This is a genomic window from Enterobacter sp. MGH119, assembly GCF_001037675.1.
GTDB classification, from domain to species: Bacteria; Pseudomonadota; Gammaproteobacteria; order Enterobacterales; family Enterobacteriaceae; genus Enterobacter; species Enterobacter hormaechei_C.
This window is the reverse complement of record NZ_KQ089931.1, coordinates 426,402-440,585: the sequence shown is the minus strand read 5'-3', so window position 1 is coordinate 440,585 and position 14,184 is coordinate 426,402. Positions and strand designations below refer to the sequence as shown.

Annotated in this window: 12 protein-coding genes; 7 read left to right on the top strand and 5 right to left on the bottom strand. The window is 56.0% G+C overall.

Going from position 1 to position 14,184, the window contains the following annotated elements:
- The first annotated feature begins 51 nt into the window (after positions 1–51).
- The 3 genes from glnD (at position 52) to SK53_RS16755 (ending at position 4,082) form a co-directional block, all read left to right on the top strand.
- On the top strand, positions 52–2,727 hold the full coding sequence (gene glnD, locus SK53_RS16765; RefSeq protein ID WP_048209819.1) for a bifunctional uridylyltransferase/uridylyl-removing protein GlnD: 2,676 nt from the start codon (positions 52–54) through the stop codon (positions 2,725–2,727).
- Positions 2,728–2,759: 32 nt separating this feature from the next.
- A complete protein-coding gene (gene dapD / locus SK53_RS16760) occupies positions 2,760–3,584 on the top strand; it encodes a 2,3,4,5-tetrahydropyridine-2,6-dicarboxylate N-succinyltransferase (protein ID WP_003856214.1) in 825 nt (274 codons plus the stop codon).
- A 111-nt stretch (positions 3,585–3,695) separates the two neighbouring features.
- On the top strand, positions 3,696–4,082 hold the full coding sequence (locus SK53_RS16755) for a DUF3461 family protein (protein WP_003856216.1): 387 nt from the start codon (positions 3,696–3,698) through the stop codon (positions 4,080–4,082).
- Between the two features lie 73 nt (positions 4,083–4,155).
- Here SK53_RS16755 and SK53_RS16750 read toward each other — a convergent pair whose 3' ends face one another.
- From SK53_RS16750 to dgt, 3 genes are all read right to left on the bottom strand, one after another.
- Complete coding sequence (locus SK53_RS16750; protein WP_003856217.1) at positions 4,156–5,313, bottom strand: CdaR family transcriptional regulator; 1,158 nt, start codon at positions 5,311–5,313, stop codon at positions 4,156–4,158.
- Positions 5,314–5,459: 146 nt separating this feature from the next.
- Positions 5,460–6,893 carry a serine endoprotease DegP gene (degP, locus tag SK53_RS16745; RefSeq protein WP_003856219.1) on the bottom strand — a complete coding sequence of 478 codons (1,434 nt, stop codon included), beginning with the start codon at positions 6,891–6,893 and terminating at the stop codon, positions 5,460–5,462.
- A 132-nt stretch (positions 6,894–7,025) separates the two neighbouring features.
- Positions 7,026–8,540 carry a dGTPase gene (gene dgt, locus SK53_RS16740; protein ID WP_048209808.1) on the bottom strand — a complete coding sequence of 505 codons (1,515 nt, stop codon included), beginning with the start codon at positions 8,538–8,540 and terminating at the stop codon, positions 7,026–7,028.
- A gap of 82 nt (positions 8,541–8,622) precedes the next feature.
- Between dgt and mtnN the strand changes: the two genes are divergently transcribed.
- From mtnN to SK53_RS16725, 3 genes are read left to right on the top strand one after another with little or no spacing between them, the layout of a single operon-like run.
- Positions 8,623–9,321 (top strand): 5'-methylthioadenosine/S-adenosylhomocysteine nucleosidase, encoded by a 699-nt coding sequence (gene mtnN, locus SK53_RS16735; RefSeq protein WP_003856223.1) that lies wholly within the window; start codon positions 8,623–8,625, stop codon positions 9,319–9,321.
- Positions 9,314–10,123 carry a vitamin B12 ABC transporter substrate-binding protein BtuF gene (gene btuF, locus SK53_RS16730; RefSeq protein ID WP_048209807.1) on the top strand — a complete coding sequence of 270 codons (810 nt, stop codon included), beginning with the start codon at positions 9,314–9,316 and terminating at the stop codon, positions 10,121–10,123. Before mtnN ends, btuF begins: the two co-directional genes overlap by 8 nt.
- A 23-nt stretch (positions 10,124–10,146) precedes the next feature.
- Positions 10,147–10,770: a TRIC cation channel family protein gene (locus tag SK53_RS16725; protein ID WP_003856227.1), complete on the top strand. Its 624-nt coding sequence runs from the start codon at positions 10,147–10,149 to the stop codon at positions 10,768–10,770.
- A 58-nt stretch (positions 10,771–10,828) separates the two neighbouring features.
- Here SK53_RS16725 and erpA read toward each other — a convergent pair whose 3' ends face one another.
- Positions 10,829–11,173: an iron-sulfur cluster insertion protein ErpA gene (gene erpA, locus SK53_RS16720; protein ID WP_003856230.1), complete on the bottom strand. Its 345-nt coding sequence runs from the start codon at positions 11,171–11,173 to the stop codon at positions 10,829–10,831.
- An 85-nt stretch (positions 11,174–11,258) separates the two neighbouring features.
- Entirely contained in the window at positions 11,259–12,659 is a 1,401-nt protein-coding gene (clcA, locus tag SK53_RS16715) for a H(+)/Cl(-) exchange transporter ClcA (RefSeq protein WP_032608537.1), read from the bottom strand.
- A 177-nt stretch (positions 12,660–12,836) separates the two neighbouring features.
- Between clcA and hemL the strand changes: the two genes are divergently transcribed.
- A complete protein-coding gene (hemL, locus tag SK53_RS16710; RefSeq protein WP_032608536.1) occupies positions 12,837–14,117 on the top strand; it encodes a glutamate-1-semialdehyde 2,1-aminomutase in 1,281 nt (426 codons plus the stop codon).
- The last annotated feature ends 67 nt before the right edge of the window (positions 14,118–14,184 follow it).

The window sequence follows — 14,184 nt, the reverse complement described above, 5'->3', positions numbered from 1 at the left end:
CGAATGCCGGCTTTTTTAATGGCGATAGCTTTTTCTTATGGGTGGCGCACGATGAGTAATCTCTTACCCGAACAGTATGCTAACACAGCACTTCCCACCCTCCCCGACCAGCCTGATAACCCGGGCGTCTGGCCACCGCATGAACTGACCTGCGCGCATATCAAAGCCCACATGGAGGTTTTCCATCGCTGGCTGGGAAGCGCATTTGACGCAGGCGTTTCGGCCGAGCAGCTCATTGAAGCGCGCACCGAATTTATCGACCAGCTCCTGCAACGTCTCTGGATCGACTACGGTTTCGGACAGGTGAGCGACGTCGCGCTGGTTGCTGTTGGCGGCTATGGCCGGGGTGAACTGCATCCGCTCTCTGATATCGACCTGCTGATCTTAAGCCGTAAAAAACTGCCGGACGATCGGGCGCAGAAAATCGGTGAACTGTTGACCCTGCTCTGGGACGTAAAGCTGGAAGTGGGCCACAGCGTACGCACGCTGGAAGAGTGTCTGCTGGAAGGGTTATCTGACCTGACCGTCGCCACCAACCTGATTGAAACCCGCCTCCTGATTGGCGACGTGGCGCTGTTCCTCGAACTGCAAAAGCACATCTTTAGCGACGGCTTCTGGCCTTCGGAAAAATTCTTCGCTGCGAAAGTCGAAGAACAAAACCAGCGCCACCAGCGCTATCACGGTACCAGCTATAATCTCGAACCGGACATTAAAAGCAGCCCCGGTGGCCTGCGCGATATCCACACGCTGCAATGGGTCGCCCGTCGCCATTTTGGGGCAACATCGCTGGACGAAATGGTCGGGTTTGGTTTTCTGACCGAAGCCGAACGTAACGAACTCAATGAGTGTCTGCATCTGCTGTGGCGCATCCGTTTTGCCCTGCACCTGGAAGTCACCCGCTACGATAACCGCCTGCTGTTTGACCGACAGCTCAGCGTGGCGCAGCGCCTGAATTACCAGGGCGAGGGCAACGAGCCGGTCGAGCAAATGATGAAGGATTTCTTCCGCGTCACCCGCCGCGTCTCTGAGCTGAACCAGATGCTGTTACAGCTGTTCGATGAGGCGATCCTCGCGCTGACGGCTGACGAAAAACCGCGTCCGATTGATGACGAATTTCAGCTGCGCGGCACGCTGATCGATCTGCGCGACGAAACGCTGTTCATTCGCGAACCGGAAGCGATCCTGCGAATGTTCTATACCATGGTGCGCAACAGCACGATCACCGGGATCTACTCCACTACCCTGCGTCATCTGCGCCATGCACGGCGTCATCTGAAGCAGCCGCTGTGTTACATCCCGGAGGCGCGCTCGTTGTTCCTGAGGATGCTTCGTCATCCGGGCGCCGTCAGCCGCGGACTGCTGCCAATGCACCGTCACAGCGTGCTGTGGGCCTATATGCCTCAGTGGTCGCATATTGTCGGGCAGATGCAGTTCGACCTGTTTCACGCCTATACGGTGGATGAGCACACGATCCGCGTCATGCTGAAGCTGGAAAGTTTCGCTAAAGAAGAGACGCGATCCCGCCATCCGCTGTGCGTTGATCTGTGGCCACGTCTGGCACACCCGGAGCTGATCCTGATCGCTGCTCTGTTCCATGATATCGCCAAAGGTCGCGGCGGCGACCACTCCGTACTCGGTGCCCAGGACGTGCTGAAATTTGCCGAGCTGCACGGCCTGAACTCGCGTGAAACGCAGCTTATCGCCTGGCTGGTTCGCCATCATCTGCTGATGTCGGTTACCGCTCAGCGTCGTGATATTCAGGATCCGGAAGTGATCAAGCAGTTCGCCGAGGAAGTGCAAACGGAGAATCGCCTGCGCTACCTGGTCTGCCTGACGGTAGCCGATATCTGCGCCACCAACGAAACCCTGTGGAACAGCTGGAAGCAGAGCCTGCTGCGCGAGCTGTACTTCGCCACCGAAAAACAGCTGCGTCGCGGGATGCAGAATACCCCGGACATGCGCGAGCGTGTGCGCCATCACCAGTTGCAAGCGCTGGCCCTGCTGCGCATGGATAACATCAATGAAGAGGCGCTGCATCAGATTTGGGCGCGCTGTCGCGCCAACTACTTTGTACGCCACAGCCCAAACCAGCTTGCCTGGCACGCCCGGCATCTGCTGAAGCACGACCTGACGAAACCGATGATTCTGCTTAGCCCGCAGGCCACACGCGGCGGGACGGAGATCTTTATCTGGAGCCCGGACCGGCCTTATTTGTTTGCAGCGGTCTGTGCCGAGCTGGACAGGCGTAACCTGAGCGTTCACGACGCGCAGATTTTTACCACCCGCGACGGCATGGCGATGGACACCTTTATTGTGCTGGAGCCGGACGGCAGCCCGCTGTCGTCGGACAGGCATGAGGGGATACGCTTTGGCCTTGAGCAGGCGATTACGCAGCGCAGCTGGCAACCTCCGCAGCCGCGCCGTCAGGCGGCAAAACTGCGCCACTTTACCGTCGATACCGAGGTCAATTTCCTGCCGACCCATACCGACCGTAAATCGTTCCTTGAGCTGATTGCGCTCGACCAGCCAGGGCTACTCGCCCGCGTCGGCCAGGTTTTTGCCGATCTGGGAATTTCGCTTCACGGCGCCCGAATTACAACGATTGGCGAACGAGTAGAAGATTTATTTATAATCGCGACAGCCGACCGGCGTGCCCTTAATAATGACCTGCAACTTGAAGTGCAACAACGGTTGACAGCAGCCCTCAATCCAAACGATAAAGGGTGACGTGTTTTTTAGTGAAATGGAAAGAGTAAACAATGCAGCAGTTACAGAACGTTATTGAGTCCGCTTTTGAGCGTCGCGCCGACATCACTCCGGCAAATGTGGATACCGTGACCCGTGAAGCGGTAAACCAGGTTATTTCCCTGCTGGATTCCGGCGCGCTGCGCGTGGCAGAAAAAATCGACGGTCAGTGGGTTACTCATCAATGGCTGAAGAAAGCTGTGCTGCTCTCTTTCCGCATCAACGATAACCAGGTTATCGACGGAGCAGAAAGCCGCTACTTCGATAAAGTGCCAATGAAATTTGCGGATTACGACGAAGCGCGCTTTCAGAAAGAGGGCTTCCGCGTAGTACCACCGGCAGCCGTTCGTCAGGGGGCATTCATCGCACGCAACACCGTGCTGATGCCATCCTACGTGAACATCGGCGCCTACGTTGACGAAGGCACCATGGTGGACACCTGGGCTACCGTCGGCTCCTGCGCGCAGATCGGTAAAAACGTTCACCTGTCCGGCGGCGTGGGCATCGGTGGCGTTCTTGAGCCACTTCAGGCTAACCCAACCATCATCGAAGACAACTGCTTCATCGGCGCACGTTCCGAAGTGGTTGAAGGCGTGATCGTCGAAGAAGGTTCTGTGATCTCCATGGGCGTGTACATTGGCCAGAGCACCCGTATTTACGATCGCGAAACCGGTGAAATTCACTACGGCCGCGTTCCAGCCGGTTCCGTTGTGGTTTCCGGCAACCTGCCGTCTAAAGATGGCAAATACAGCCTGTATTGCGCGGTCATCGTGAAAAAAGTGGACGCGAAAACGCGCGGTAAAGTAGGCATCAATGAACTGCTGCGCACCATCGATTAATCGGGTATAACAAAAAGCGGGGGCAACCCCGCTTTTTTTATATCCGAAGGTGGCGAAAATAGATTTTTTCGTTAATTATTCATAGGTTATGTTGAGATCAAGGGTACCGCTATGTACGATAATCTGAAAAGTCTGGGCATTACCAATCCTGATGAAATTGATCGTTATAGTCTTCGCCAGGAAGCCAATAACGATATTTTGAAAATCTATTTTCACAAGGACAAAGGAGAGTTCTTCGCCAAAAGCGTGAAGTTTAAATACCCTCGCCAGCGTAAGACCGTTGTCGCTGACGGTATCGGTCAGGGATATAAAGAAGTACAGGAAATCAGCCCTAACCTGCGCTACGTGATCGACGAACTCGATCAAATCTGCCAGCGCGATCGCAGCGAAGTCGATCTGAAACGTAAGATCCTTGACGACCTGCGTCACCTGGAAAGCGTAGTCACCAATAAGATCAGCGAGATTGAAGCGGATCTTGAGAAATTGACGCGGAAATAAGTTATTCCGGTGCAGTCTGATGCCCTCACCCCGGCCCTCTCCCACAGGGAGAGGGTGAAAACCGTACACAACCTTATCTCTGCTCATCCAGCTGCAACGCCACATACAGCAGTAGCCGGTCGTCAAAATTCCCTAAATCCAGCCCCGTCAGTTCCGAGATCCGGTTAAGCCGATACTCCAGCGTATTACGGTGAATAAACAGCGCTTTTGACGTTGCCAGCGGCTGCACGTTATGCCGGAACCACGCCTGCAACGTGCGGCGCAGCAGCCCGTTGTTGTCCATCGCTTTCAGACGCACCAGCGGGCGCGCCAGCTCGTTGGCCTGCCAGCCACCGCGCAGGCTGTCGAGCAGGACCGGCAGCATCAGATCCTGATAGAAATAACTGCGGCTCTCCGGCATGCGCTGTTTACCCACCATCATGGTGGTGCGCGCCGTTCGCCATGAACGGGCTATACTCCCCGGCCCGGTAAAGTAATTTCCCAGCGCGACGCGAAAACGGAGCTGTCCGTTCTCCTTCATGCGCTCGATGAGCAGCTCAACGCGGCGACGATGATCTTCCGCGTCCCAGCGGCCAAACTGATTAAGCGCAGGCTTGAGCACCACCATTTCCGTTAAAGAGACGATTGCCACCAGGTTGTTACGCTCCGGCGTCGCCAGCATGTTTTGCAGCTGCTGTAGTTCCACCATGGCGCTGTCCACGCCAAGCTGGCCGCTATCCACCTCAATAACGGCAACCACGCGCGGCTGATTCAGGTCGATACCCAGACGCTGCGCCCACTCGCTCAGGGCAGGCGTATGCTCCTCCGCCTGAATCAAATTCATCACCAGCTCTTCGCGCAGGCGGCTGTCCTGGGCGAGCAGGTGCATCAGACGCGACTGCTCCAGCATCATCTCCGCCGTCATGCAGACCAGCTCACCGTATTTACGCAGCGATTCAGGATCGCCGGTCAGACCGATAACGCCAACAATCTCTCCTTCCAGACGCAGCGGCAGGTTGATCCCCTGACGAACCCCGTGCAGATGTTTCGCCACGGCGTCATCGATGTCGACCACGCGCCCCTGAGAGAGCACCAGCAACGCCCCTTCGTGCAATTCCCCAATACGCTCACGATCGCCGCTGCCGATAATGCGCCCACGGGCATCCATTACGTTGATATTGGTATCAATGATGCGCATGGTTCGCGCCACGATATCCTGCGCCATTTTGGTATCAAGATGCCAGCCAGCCATAAAACCCTCCCGTGAGCAGAGCTCAAGCATAGGGAAGTTCAGCTAAGGCTGCATTGTGCAGATGCCCAAAGGCAGAGAGAGATGTATGGAGTTGTGGGAAAGGTCACAGAAACGAGAAAGCCCCTGCGAACAGGGGCTTAAGATGATTACTGCATCAGGAGATAAATAGAAGTATCACCACGCTGAATATTCAGTGCCAGCACGGACGGCTTGCTGTCGAGAATTTTGCGCAGTTCAGCGATGTTTTTCACCGGCTGCTGGTTAGCGCCCATGATCACATCACCTTTTTTCAGGCCGATACGGGCAGCAGGTGAGTTCGCTTTCACGTTGTTCACCACCACGCCTTTATCTGCCCCTTTGTTGCTCATCTCAGCACCTTCAATACCGCTGAAGATGGTGCTGGAATCCACCTGATTCTGACTGCTCTGTTGCAGTTCCAGGCTCACGTTAACCGGCTTACCTTCACGCAGCAGGCCGAGGGTCACTTTACTGCCGATTGGCATAGAACCCACTTCCGCACGCAGGGCGGCAAAGCTGCTGATCGGTTTACCGTTCAGAGAGGTGATCACGTCACCCGCTTTAATGCCGGCTTTCGCCGCCGAGGAGTTCGGCATGACCTGGCTTACGAATGCGCCGCGCTGAGCGTCTACTTTCATCGCTTTCGCCAGCTCGGAGTTCAGCTCGGTACCCATGATACCCAGCTCACCGCGTTTCACCTGTCCATATTGCACCATCTGCGCAGTCAGGTTTTTCACCATGTTGCTCGGGATAGCAAAGCCGATACCGATGTTGCCACCGTCCGGTGCCAGGATAGCGGTGTTGATACCGATCAGTTCACCATTCAGGTTAACCAGCGCACCGCCGGAATTACCACGGTTAATGGCCGCATCCGTCTGGATGAAGTTTTCATAGTTTTCCGCATTCAGGCCGCTACGTCCCAGCGCCGAGACGATACCCGAGGTCACGGTTTCGCCCAGACCAAACGGGTTACCGATGGCGACGGTGTAGTCACCCACGCGCAGCGCGTCAGAGTCGGCAAGCTTAATCGCCGTCAGGTTCTTCGGATCCTGGATTTGAATCAGCGCGATATCGGAGCGCGGGTCTTTACCGACCACTTTGGCATCGAATTTACGGCCATCGCTCATCTGCACCTTAATGGTGTTAGCATTATCCACCACGTGGTTATTGGTCACCACGTAGCCTTTGGCTGCATCAATAATCACGCCCGAGCCGAGTGCCATGAATTTCTGCTGCTGGCCGCCGCCCATGCCGTCATCCCCTGCACCGCCGCCCTGACAGAACGGGGAGCTCTGGAATGGCGAACCGTCCTGGCAGAATGGCGAATTGTCGCCGAAGAACTGCTGGAAATTACGCGGCATACGCGGCGTATTGACGGTTGTGCTGCCCTCAACGTTAATACTCACCACCGATGGCATCACTTTTTCGAGCATCGGGGCCAGGCTTGGCATCTGCTGCGCAGTCGCTGCCGAGGAAGCTGTCTCGGCCGCCGTCGCCAGAGGGGACAGCGCTAAACCTAAACTCAGAGCCAGTGCACTCATTGCTAATGTGGTTTTTTTCATGTTTCTCAATCTCGATTTACCAGATAACGCAAAATTGCTGTGTAACTCAGATTCGTTTTATACCGCTTAGTTCCGGGATTAAGTTTATGGAAAAAGTAAAAATTTATTGGTCGTCTTTACAAAACTCATGGCTTATTCAACGGCCATAAGCTTGCGGTATTCATCCCAGGCATACAAATCTGTCATCCCGCTGATATAGTCCTGGATAAGACGACAGCGATAATAATATTCCATGACTGGCCATTGGGAAGAATGACGATCTAATTTACTGACGGCTTCAATGTATGCCAGCCGGTGGCGCGTTGAAAGCTTCTGATAGAGACGAGATTCAATCGGCAGGCGGCGAACACGTTCATTTTCGACCAGCTCGCTAAAATCATCGACCGTCAGCTGGAGCAGCGGGCCATAAATTTCCAGCAACCCGCTAATAACCCGGTATCCTTGCAGCTCCAGCTGTTCGACATCCGGGTGGCTGAAAACATGGCGGACAGCCACGTTTTTATATAATTCAAGAAGCTGGCTAAAACTGCTCTCATCTTCCAGCAGGGCGTGATTAAATTCCCCGCTAAATATCATCGGCAAATTATCAATGAAACGGGCGGCTGCATACGGCACCAGTTTATTCAGCGTGTTTACTCGCAAATACATAAAGAACTGATCTTCGGTACTGCGGCTCAGCGAATTTGAACGCGATTTATCCCAGGCATTCTCGACGACCTGCGCAAACAGAGAACCTTTTTCATGCTCTCCCCAGGCATCATGAAGATGCTGATACAGCTCCTCGACGCTGAATATTCTTTTTTCCACCGCGTCTTCCAGATCGGCCACGCAATAAGAAATGTCATCAGCCGCTTCCATAATCCATGTCAATGGAAAACGGCCATTGGGGGTCAGAGACAGTTCTTTACGCAACCGCGCGATATATGCTTCTTCCGATAAGTAATAGCCCGGTTTTTTCATCAGGTAGCTATGCGTGGCGGGCGTTTCTCCGGTCCACCACGCGGGACGCGTGTATTTAAGAATACAGCCCACCTGGGCCCAGGTCAGATTCATCCGCATCAGGGAGTGCACCAGACGGATCCCCTGCGCGTTACCTTCGAAATGACACAGATCCTGGCGCACCTTACGGCGCAGCTCGTTCAGGCTATCTTCACCTTCACGCAGGCGTAAATCGCGTACCACACAGCGGTCATCGCTGAGCGGCTGGCTTATGGCATCAGAGGGAAAAAGCCGCTGTTTAAACCAGTCATTGATGGCGGCCTCGCCGAAATGACCAAAGGGAGGATTGCCGATATCGTGCATCAGGCAGGCCATCTCAACGATGCTTTCGAACGGGCCGGTCAGTTCATCCAGTCCGTAGGTTTCCAGCAGACGTTGCTCTTTAAGGCGGCTGAGGATCTCTTTCGCAATGTAGCGCCCCACCTGCTGCACTTCCATGGAGTGCGTTAACCGCGTACGCACCGCGGCGTTACGCTCCAGCGGGAACACCTGGGTTTTTTGCTGTAACCGGCGGATGGCGGGCGAATTGATGATGCGTCCGCGATCGCTTTCAAAAATGCGCAGGATCTCATGTTCGCTCTTATCGCCCTGTGGCGAACGGAAACGTCGGTGCCAGTTAATTTTGGTGCGAAAATCGATTGGTGCCATGTGCTCCCCCGCGTGAGAATGCGTTTCCCCTTAACCGCATGATAGACTATGCATCTTAACAAGGCACATCGCGAGTAAATCTATGAAAATCGGCATTATTGGTGCAATGGAAGAAGAAGTTACGCTGCTGCGTGACAAAATTGAGAACCGTCAGACCCTCTCCCTCGGTGGCTGTGAGATCTACACCGGCCAGCTGAACGGTGTTGACGTGGCTCTGCTGAAATCAGGCATCGGTAAAGTTGCAGCGGCACTGGGCGCGACCCTGCTGCTTGAGCGCTGCAAGCCTGACGTTATCATTAATACAGGTTCTGCGGGCGGTCTGGCGCCGACGCTGAAAGTGGGCGATATCGTGGTTTCCGACGAAGCGCGTTACCACGATGCAGACGTCACCGCATTCGGCTACGAATATGGTCAGCTTCCGGGCTGCCCGGCCGGGTTTAAAGCGGATGATAAGCTGATTGCCGCCGCTGAAAGCTGCATCAACGAGCTGAACCTCAATGCGGTGCGTGGCCTGATCGTCAGCGGCGATGCCTTTATCAACGGCTCTGTTGGTCTGGCGAAAATCCGTCATAACTTCCCGCAGGCTGTGGCCGTCGAGATGGAAGCCACGGCCATTGCGCACGTTTGCCATAACTTCAGCGTGCCGTTCGTGGTCGTTCGCGCGATCTCTGACGTAGCGGACCAGCAGTCCCACATCAGCTTCGACGAGTTCCTGGCCGTTGCGGCCAAGCAGTCCACCGTGATGGTGGAAACCCTGGTGCAGAAACTGGCGCGTGGGTAAGGTGTCATTCAGGGCGCTGGTCGCCCTGCTTCTGTTCGCTCCGGCCTGGCTCATCGCCGCGCCGCGGGTGATCACACTCTCCCCTGCCAATACGGAACTGGCTTTTGCCGCCGGGATCACGCCCGTTGCGGTGAGCAGCTTTTCCGATTATCCACCGCAGGCCGCCCAAATCGAACAGGTTGCCACCTGGCAGGGAATGAATCTGGAACGCATCGTTGCGCTAAAGCCCGATCTGGTACTCGCCTGGCGCGGCGGTAATGCCGAACGGCAGGTAAACCAGCTCTCTTCGCTGGGAATAACGGTTAAATGGGTGGACGCGGTGAGCATCGAACAGGTGTCGCAAACCCTCCGTGACCTCGCGCCCTTCAGCCCTACCCCCCAACGCGCCGGACAGGCTGCACAGCAGATGCTCAACGACTATGCCGCGCTAAAAGCCCGATACGGCACGCAACCGAAACAACGCGTTTTTCTGCAATTTGGCAGCCAGCCGCTGTTCACTACCGGGAAAGGTTCGATCCAGAACCAGGTGCTTGAAACCTGTGGAGGTGAAAATATCTTTGCCGAAAGCCGGGTCCCCTGGCCCCAGGTCAGTCGTGAGCAGGTTCTGGCGCGACAACCGCAGGCCATTGTGGTGGTCGGAAATGCGAGCGAGATTCCTAAAATAGAACAATTCTGGCATCGGCAGCTTAAAATTCCGGTCATCGCACTCAACAGCGACTGGTTTGAACGCGCCAGCCCGCGTATTATCCTCGCCGCAAAACAACTCTGCGCCGAACTGGCAGAGGGTCACTCAAACAGATAAATACCCCCTTCGAGGATTTAACGATGCTCGTGTATTGGCTGGATATTCTTGGCACAGCCGTTTTTGCTATCTCCGGCGTTTTGCTTGCCGGAAAACTACGCATGGATCCTTTTGGCGTACTGGTGCTCGGCGTCGTTACGGCGGTGGGAGGCGGAACGATCCGCGATATGGCGCTGGCAAATGGCCCGGTATTTTGGGTAAAAGATCCCACGGATCTGGTGGTGGCGATGGTCACCTGCCTGTTAACCATCGTGCTGGTTCGTCAGCCTCGCAGACTGCCAAAATGGATATTGCCGGTGCTGGATGCCGTCGGTCTGGCGGTCTTTGTGGGAATAGGCGTGAATAAAGCCTTTATTGCCGGGACTGGCCCGCTGGTGGCGATCTGTATGGGCGTGTTAACCGGCGTGGGCGGAGGGATTATTCGCGACATACTGGCGCGAGAAGTCCCGATGATCCTGCGAACGGAAATCTACGCGACGGCCTGTATCATCGGGGGGATCGTTCACGCCACGGCGTATTACACCTTTGCTGTCCCGCTGGAGAATGCGGCGATGCTGGGGATGGTGGTCACGCTGGTGATCCGTTTAGCGGCGATACGCTGGCACCTGAAGCTGCCGACCTTTGCGCTGGATGAAAATTCAAGATAGGTATCGTTTATAAGCCCGGTAGCGCTTCGCTTACCGGGCCTACAATCTGCATTCAGGCTTAAATACTGAACGAAGAACCACACCCGCAGGTGCTGGTCGCATTCGGGTTAGTCACCACAAAGCGCGAACCTTCCAGACCTTCAGTGTAGTCCACTGAACCGCCCACCAGATATTGCAGGCTCATCGGATCAACCACCAGCGCGACGCCCTGTTTCTCGATAGTCATATCACCATCGTTAACCTGGTCGTCAAAGGTAAAACCATACTGGAAGCCACTACAGCCGCCGCCGGTAATATAAACACGCAGTTTCAGATCCGGATTGTCCTCGTCGGCAATCAGGGTTTTCACTTTTTTCGCTGCTGCTTCGGTAAATTCCAGCGGCAACGCTACGTCATCACTCATCTTATGCTCCCATGAATACTGCGACTGCTATTGGGCAAAAATCACCCAATTCTTTGTGTCATTATCTAATACCCTGGTAATTCATTCAAGTATTCTGCTTCAGGGCCTGTTCAGCTTCCTGTTTCGCCAGGGTACGGGCAAGAATGGTGGAGTATAGCGGTTTTCCACCCAGGAATTGGGCTAATAGTGTCGCGCCGAGACAGGTAATGATCATTGGCAAAATGAGCTGGTAATTGTCGGTCATTTCCAGCACCAGTACGATCCCGGTAAGCGGCGCGCGCAGGGAGGCCGCCAGCAGCGCCCCCATTCCCGCCACCGCAAACGTCCCCGCGTCCAGATGATAGGCAGGGAAGCCAACCGCTGCCGCCATGCCAAACGCCGTGCCCAGCAGCGTTCCCAGCGCCAGCATCGGGGCAAATATGCCGCCCGGTGCGCCGGAGGAGAAGCACAGCACGGTCGTGATAACCCGCGAGATAAACATAAACAGCAGCAGCCCCACGCTGAAATTCCCCGCCGCGGCAATGGGAATCAGGCCGAAACCGCCGCCCGCCGCGTTCGGTTCGATGAAGCCGAGGATCCCGCACACGCCGCCAAGCAGGCCCCCCACCAGCACCCATTTCGTGGTATTTCCGCCATGGATGCGCTGAAACATATCCTGAGCCCGTAAAATCAGGGTGTTAAAAAGCGGGCCAACGACGCCAAAAATCATCCCAAGAACCAGATACAGCCACAAAGTATTGACCGGCGCATTGGTCAGCTTGCCAACTTCAATCACCGCCCCTTCGCCATTAAAGACGCGAAAGACAATGCTCGACATAATCACGCCGGTAAACACCGCTTTAATGGAGATCAGGTTGTAGCGGAACTGGGCGCGCATCTCTTCAATGATAAACAGGATACCCGCCAGCGGCGCGTTAAACGCCGCAGACAGCCCCGCCGCCGCCCCCGTCGCCAGCAACGTATGCCGTGCTTCGGCGCTGCGCATACGGAACAGATCGCCGACCATGCGCCCGACGTTACCGCCCAGCTGTACCGTTGGCCCTTCCCGACCGAGCACCATGCCCGCCCCGAGCGTTCCCATCCCGCCGATAAATTTCACAGGAAGTACCCGCCACCAGCGAACCGGGCGTAGCTCCTCCAGCGCCCCCTCAATTTCCGGGATCCCCGAGCCGCCCGCTTCGGGTGCGAATTTACGTACCAGGAAATAGCCCACCATGGCAAACAGGGCCGAAAGGCCAAAGGCCCACACCCAGACCAGCCATTCCCGATCCGCAAAGCTGGCGACGGTGCCTATGCGCCAGTTGAGCACCGCGTTGACGGCTTTTTCAAACGCGACGCCCACGAGACCGGCCAGCGTGCCCACAACGGCAGCTGCCAGCAGAATGGCCAACGGGGTTTTGTCACGGTTGAGCAGCCGCCGGATGCTGACCCGGCGCTTCGCGCGCGTAAACTGCTGTTGTTCAAAAGACGGAGTGTTCTCGTTCATTACCTTTTCTGTTTCGTCATACAAATGGCCGCAGGGATTTTACCAGAGACAATCCCCTCGTCCCCTGAAAAATACTTAACAATTGTTAAGCCTTCTGAGGGGCAAAAATTTTATAACCTCTTCCGAATCACTTAGAATAGTTGCCTTAACTTATTTCTACGAACCAGGAACGACGCCATGAGCAAGTCTGAAAACCTCTACAGCGCAGCCCGCGAGCTTATCCCAGGCGGCGTAAACTCACCGGTGCGCGCCTTTACCGGCGTGGGTGGCACCCCGCTGTTTATCGAACGTGCGGATGGCGCATATCTGTATGATGTGGATGGTAAAGCCTATGTCGATTACGTCGGCTCCTGGGGCCCGATGGTACTGGGCCACAACCACCCGGCGATCCGCAACGCGGTGATTGAAGCCGCTCAGCGCGGCCTGAGCTTCGGCGCGCCAACCGAGATGGAAGTTAAAATGGCGGAGCTGGTCACCGAGCTGGTGCCAACGATGGACATGGTGCGTATGGTGAACTCCGGTACGGAAGCGACCATGAGCGCCATCCGTCTGGCGCGCGGCTTTACCGGCCGTGACAAGATTATCAAGTTCGAAGGCTGTTACCATGGCCACGCCGACTGCCTGCTGGTAAAAGCCGGTTCCGGCGCGCTGACGCTCGGTCAGCCTAACTCTCCGGGCGTGCCGGCTGACTTCGCAAAACACACCCTCACCTGCACCTATAACGATCTGGACACCGTTCGCGCGGCGTTCGAGCAGTATCCGCAGGAGATCGCCTGCATTATCGTCGAACCGGTGGCGGGCAACATGAACTGTATCCCACCGCAGCCTGACTTCCTGCCGGGCCTGCGCGCACTGTGCGATGAGTTCGGCGCGCTGCTGATCATCGACGAAGTGATGACCGGTTTCCGCGTCGCACTGGCGGGGGCGCAGTCATACTACGGCGTCGAGCCGGATCTGACCTGCCTCGGCAAGATCATTGGCGGCGGCATGCCTGTCGGCGCGTTTGGCGGCCGTAAGGACGTAATGGACGCACTGGCGCCAACCGGTCCGGTTTACCAGGCGGGTACGCTCTCCGGTAACCCGATTGCGATGGCGGCGGGCTTTGCCTGTCTGACCGAAGTGGCGCAGCCGGGCATCCACCAAACCCTGACGGACCGGACGACGCAGCTGGCAAACGGTCTGCTGGAAGCCGCAGAAGACGCGGGTATTCCGCTGGTGGTAAACCACGTCGGCGGGATGTTCGGGATTTTCTTCACCGAGGCGAAAACCGTGACCTGCTATCAGGACGTGGTGAAATGCGACGTGGAACGCTTCAAACGCTTCTTCCACCTGATGCTGGTAGAAGGCGTGTATCTGGCCCCGTCAGCGTTTGAAGCGGGCTTTATGTCCGTGGCGCACAGCGAAGAAGATATCAATAACACCATCGACGCAGCGCGTAAGGTGTTTGCGAAGCTGTAAAATGTGCGGCTTGATGCCCTCACCCCAGCCCTCTCCCACAGGGAGAGGGAGCAAACACTAAAACGGC

Coding starts and splice junctions, on each gene's coding strand:
- glnD (WP_048209819.1), top strand. CDS start 52: ATGAGTAATCTCTTACCCGAACAGTATGCTAACACAGCACTTCCCACC.
- dapD (WP_003856214.1), top strand. CDS start 2,760: ATGCAGCAGTTACAGAACGTTATTGAGTCCGCTTTTGAGCGTCGCGCC.
- SK53_RS16755 (WP_003856216.1), top strand. CDS start 3,696: ATGTACGATAATCTGAAAAGTCTGGGCATTACCAATCCTGATGAAATT.
- SK53_RS16750 (WP_003856217.1), bottom strand. CDS start 5,313: ATGGCTGGCTGGCATCTTGATACCAAAATGGCGCAGGATATCGTGGCG.
- degP (WP_003856219.1), bottom strand. CDS start 6,893: ATGAAAAAAACCACATTAGCAATGAGTGCACTGGCTCTGAGTTTAGGT.
- dgt (WP_048209808.1), bottom strand. CDS start 8,540: ATGGCACCAATCGATTTTCGCACCAAAATTAACTGGCACCGACGTTTC.
- mtnN (WP_003856223.1), top strand. CDS start 8,623: ATGAAAATCGGCATTATTGGTGCAATGGAAGAAGAAGTTACGCTGCTG.
- SK53_RS16725 (WP_003856227.1), top strand. CDS start 10,147: ATGCTCGTGTATTGGCTGGATATTCTTGGCACAGCCGTTTTTGCTATC.
- erpA (WP_003856230.1), bottom strand. CDS start 11,173: ATGAGTGATGACGTAGCGTTGCCGCTGGAATTTACCGAAGCAGCAGCG.
- clcA (WP_032608537.1), bottom strand. CDS start 12,659: ATGAACGAGAACACTCCGTCTTTTGAACAACAGCAGTTTACGCGCGCG.
- hemL (WP_032608536.1), top strand. CDS start 12,837: ATGAGCAAGTCTGAAAACCTCTACAGCGCAGCCCGCGAGCTTATCCCA.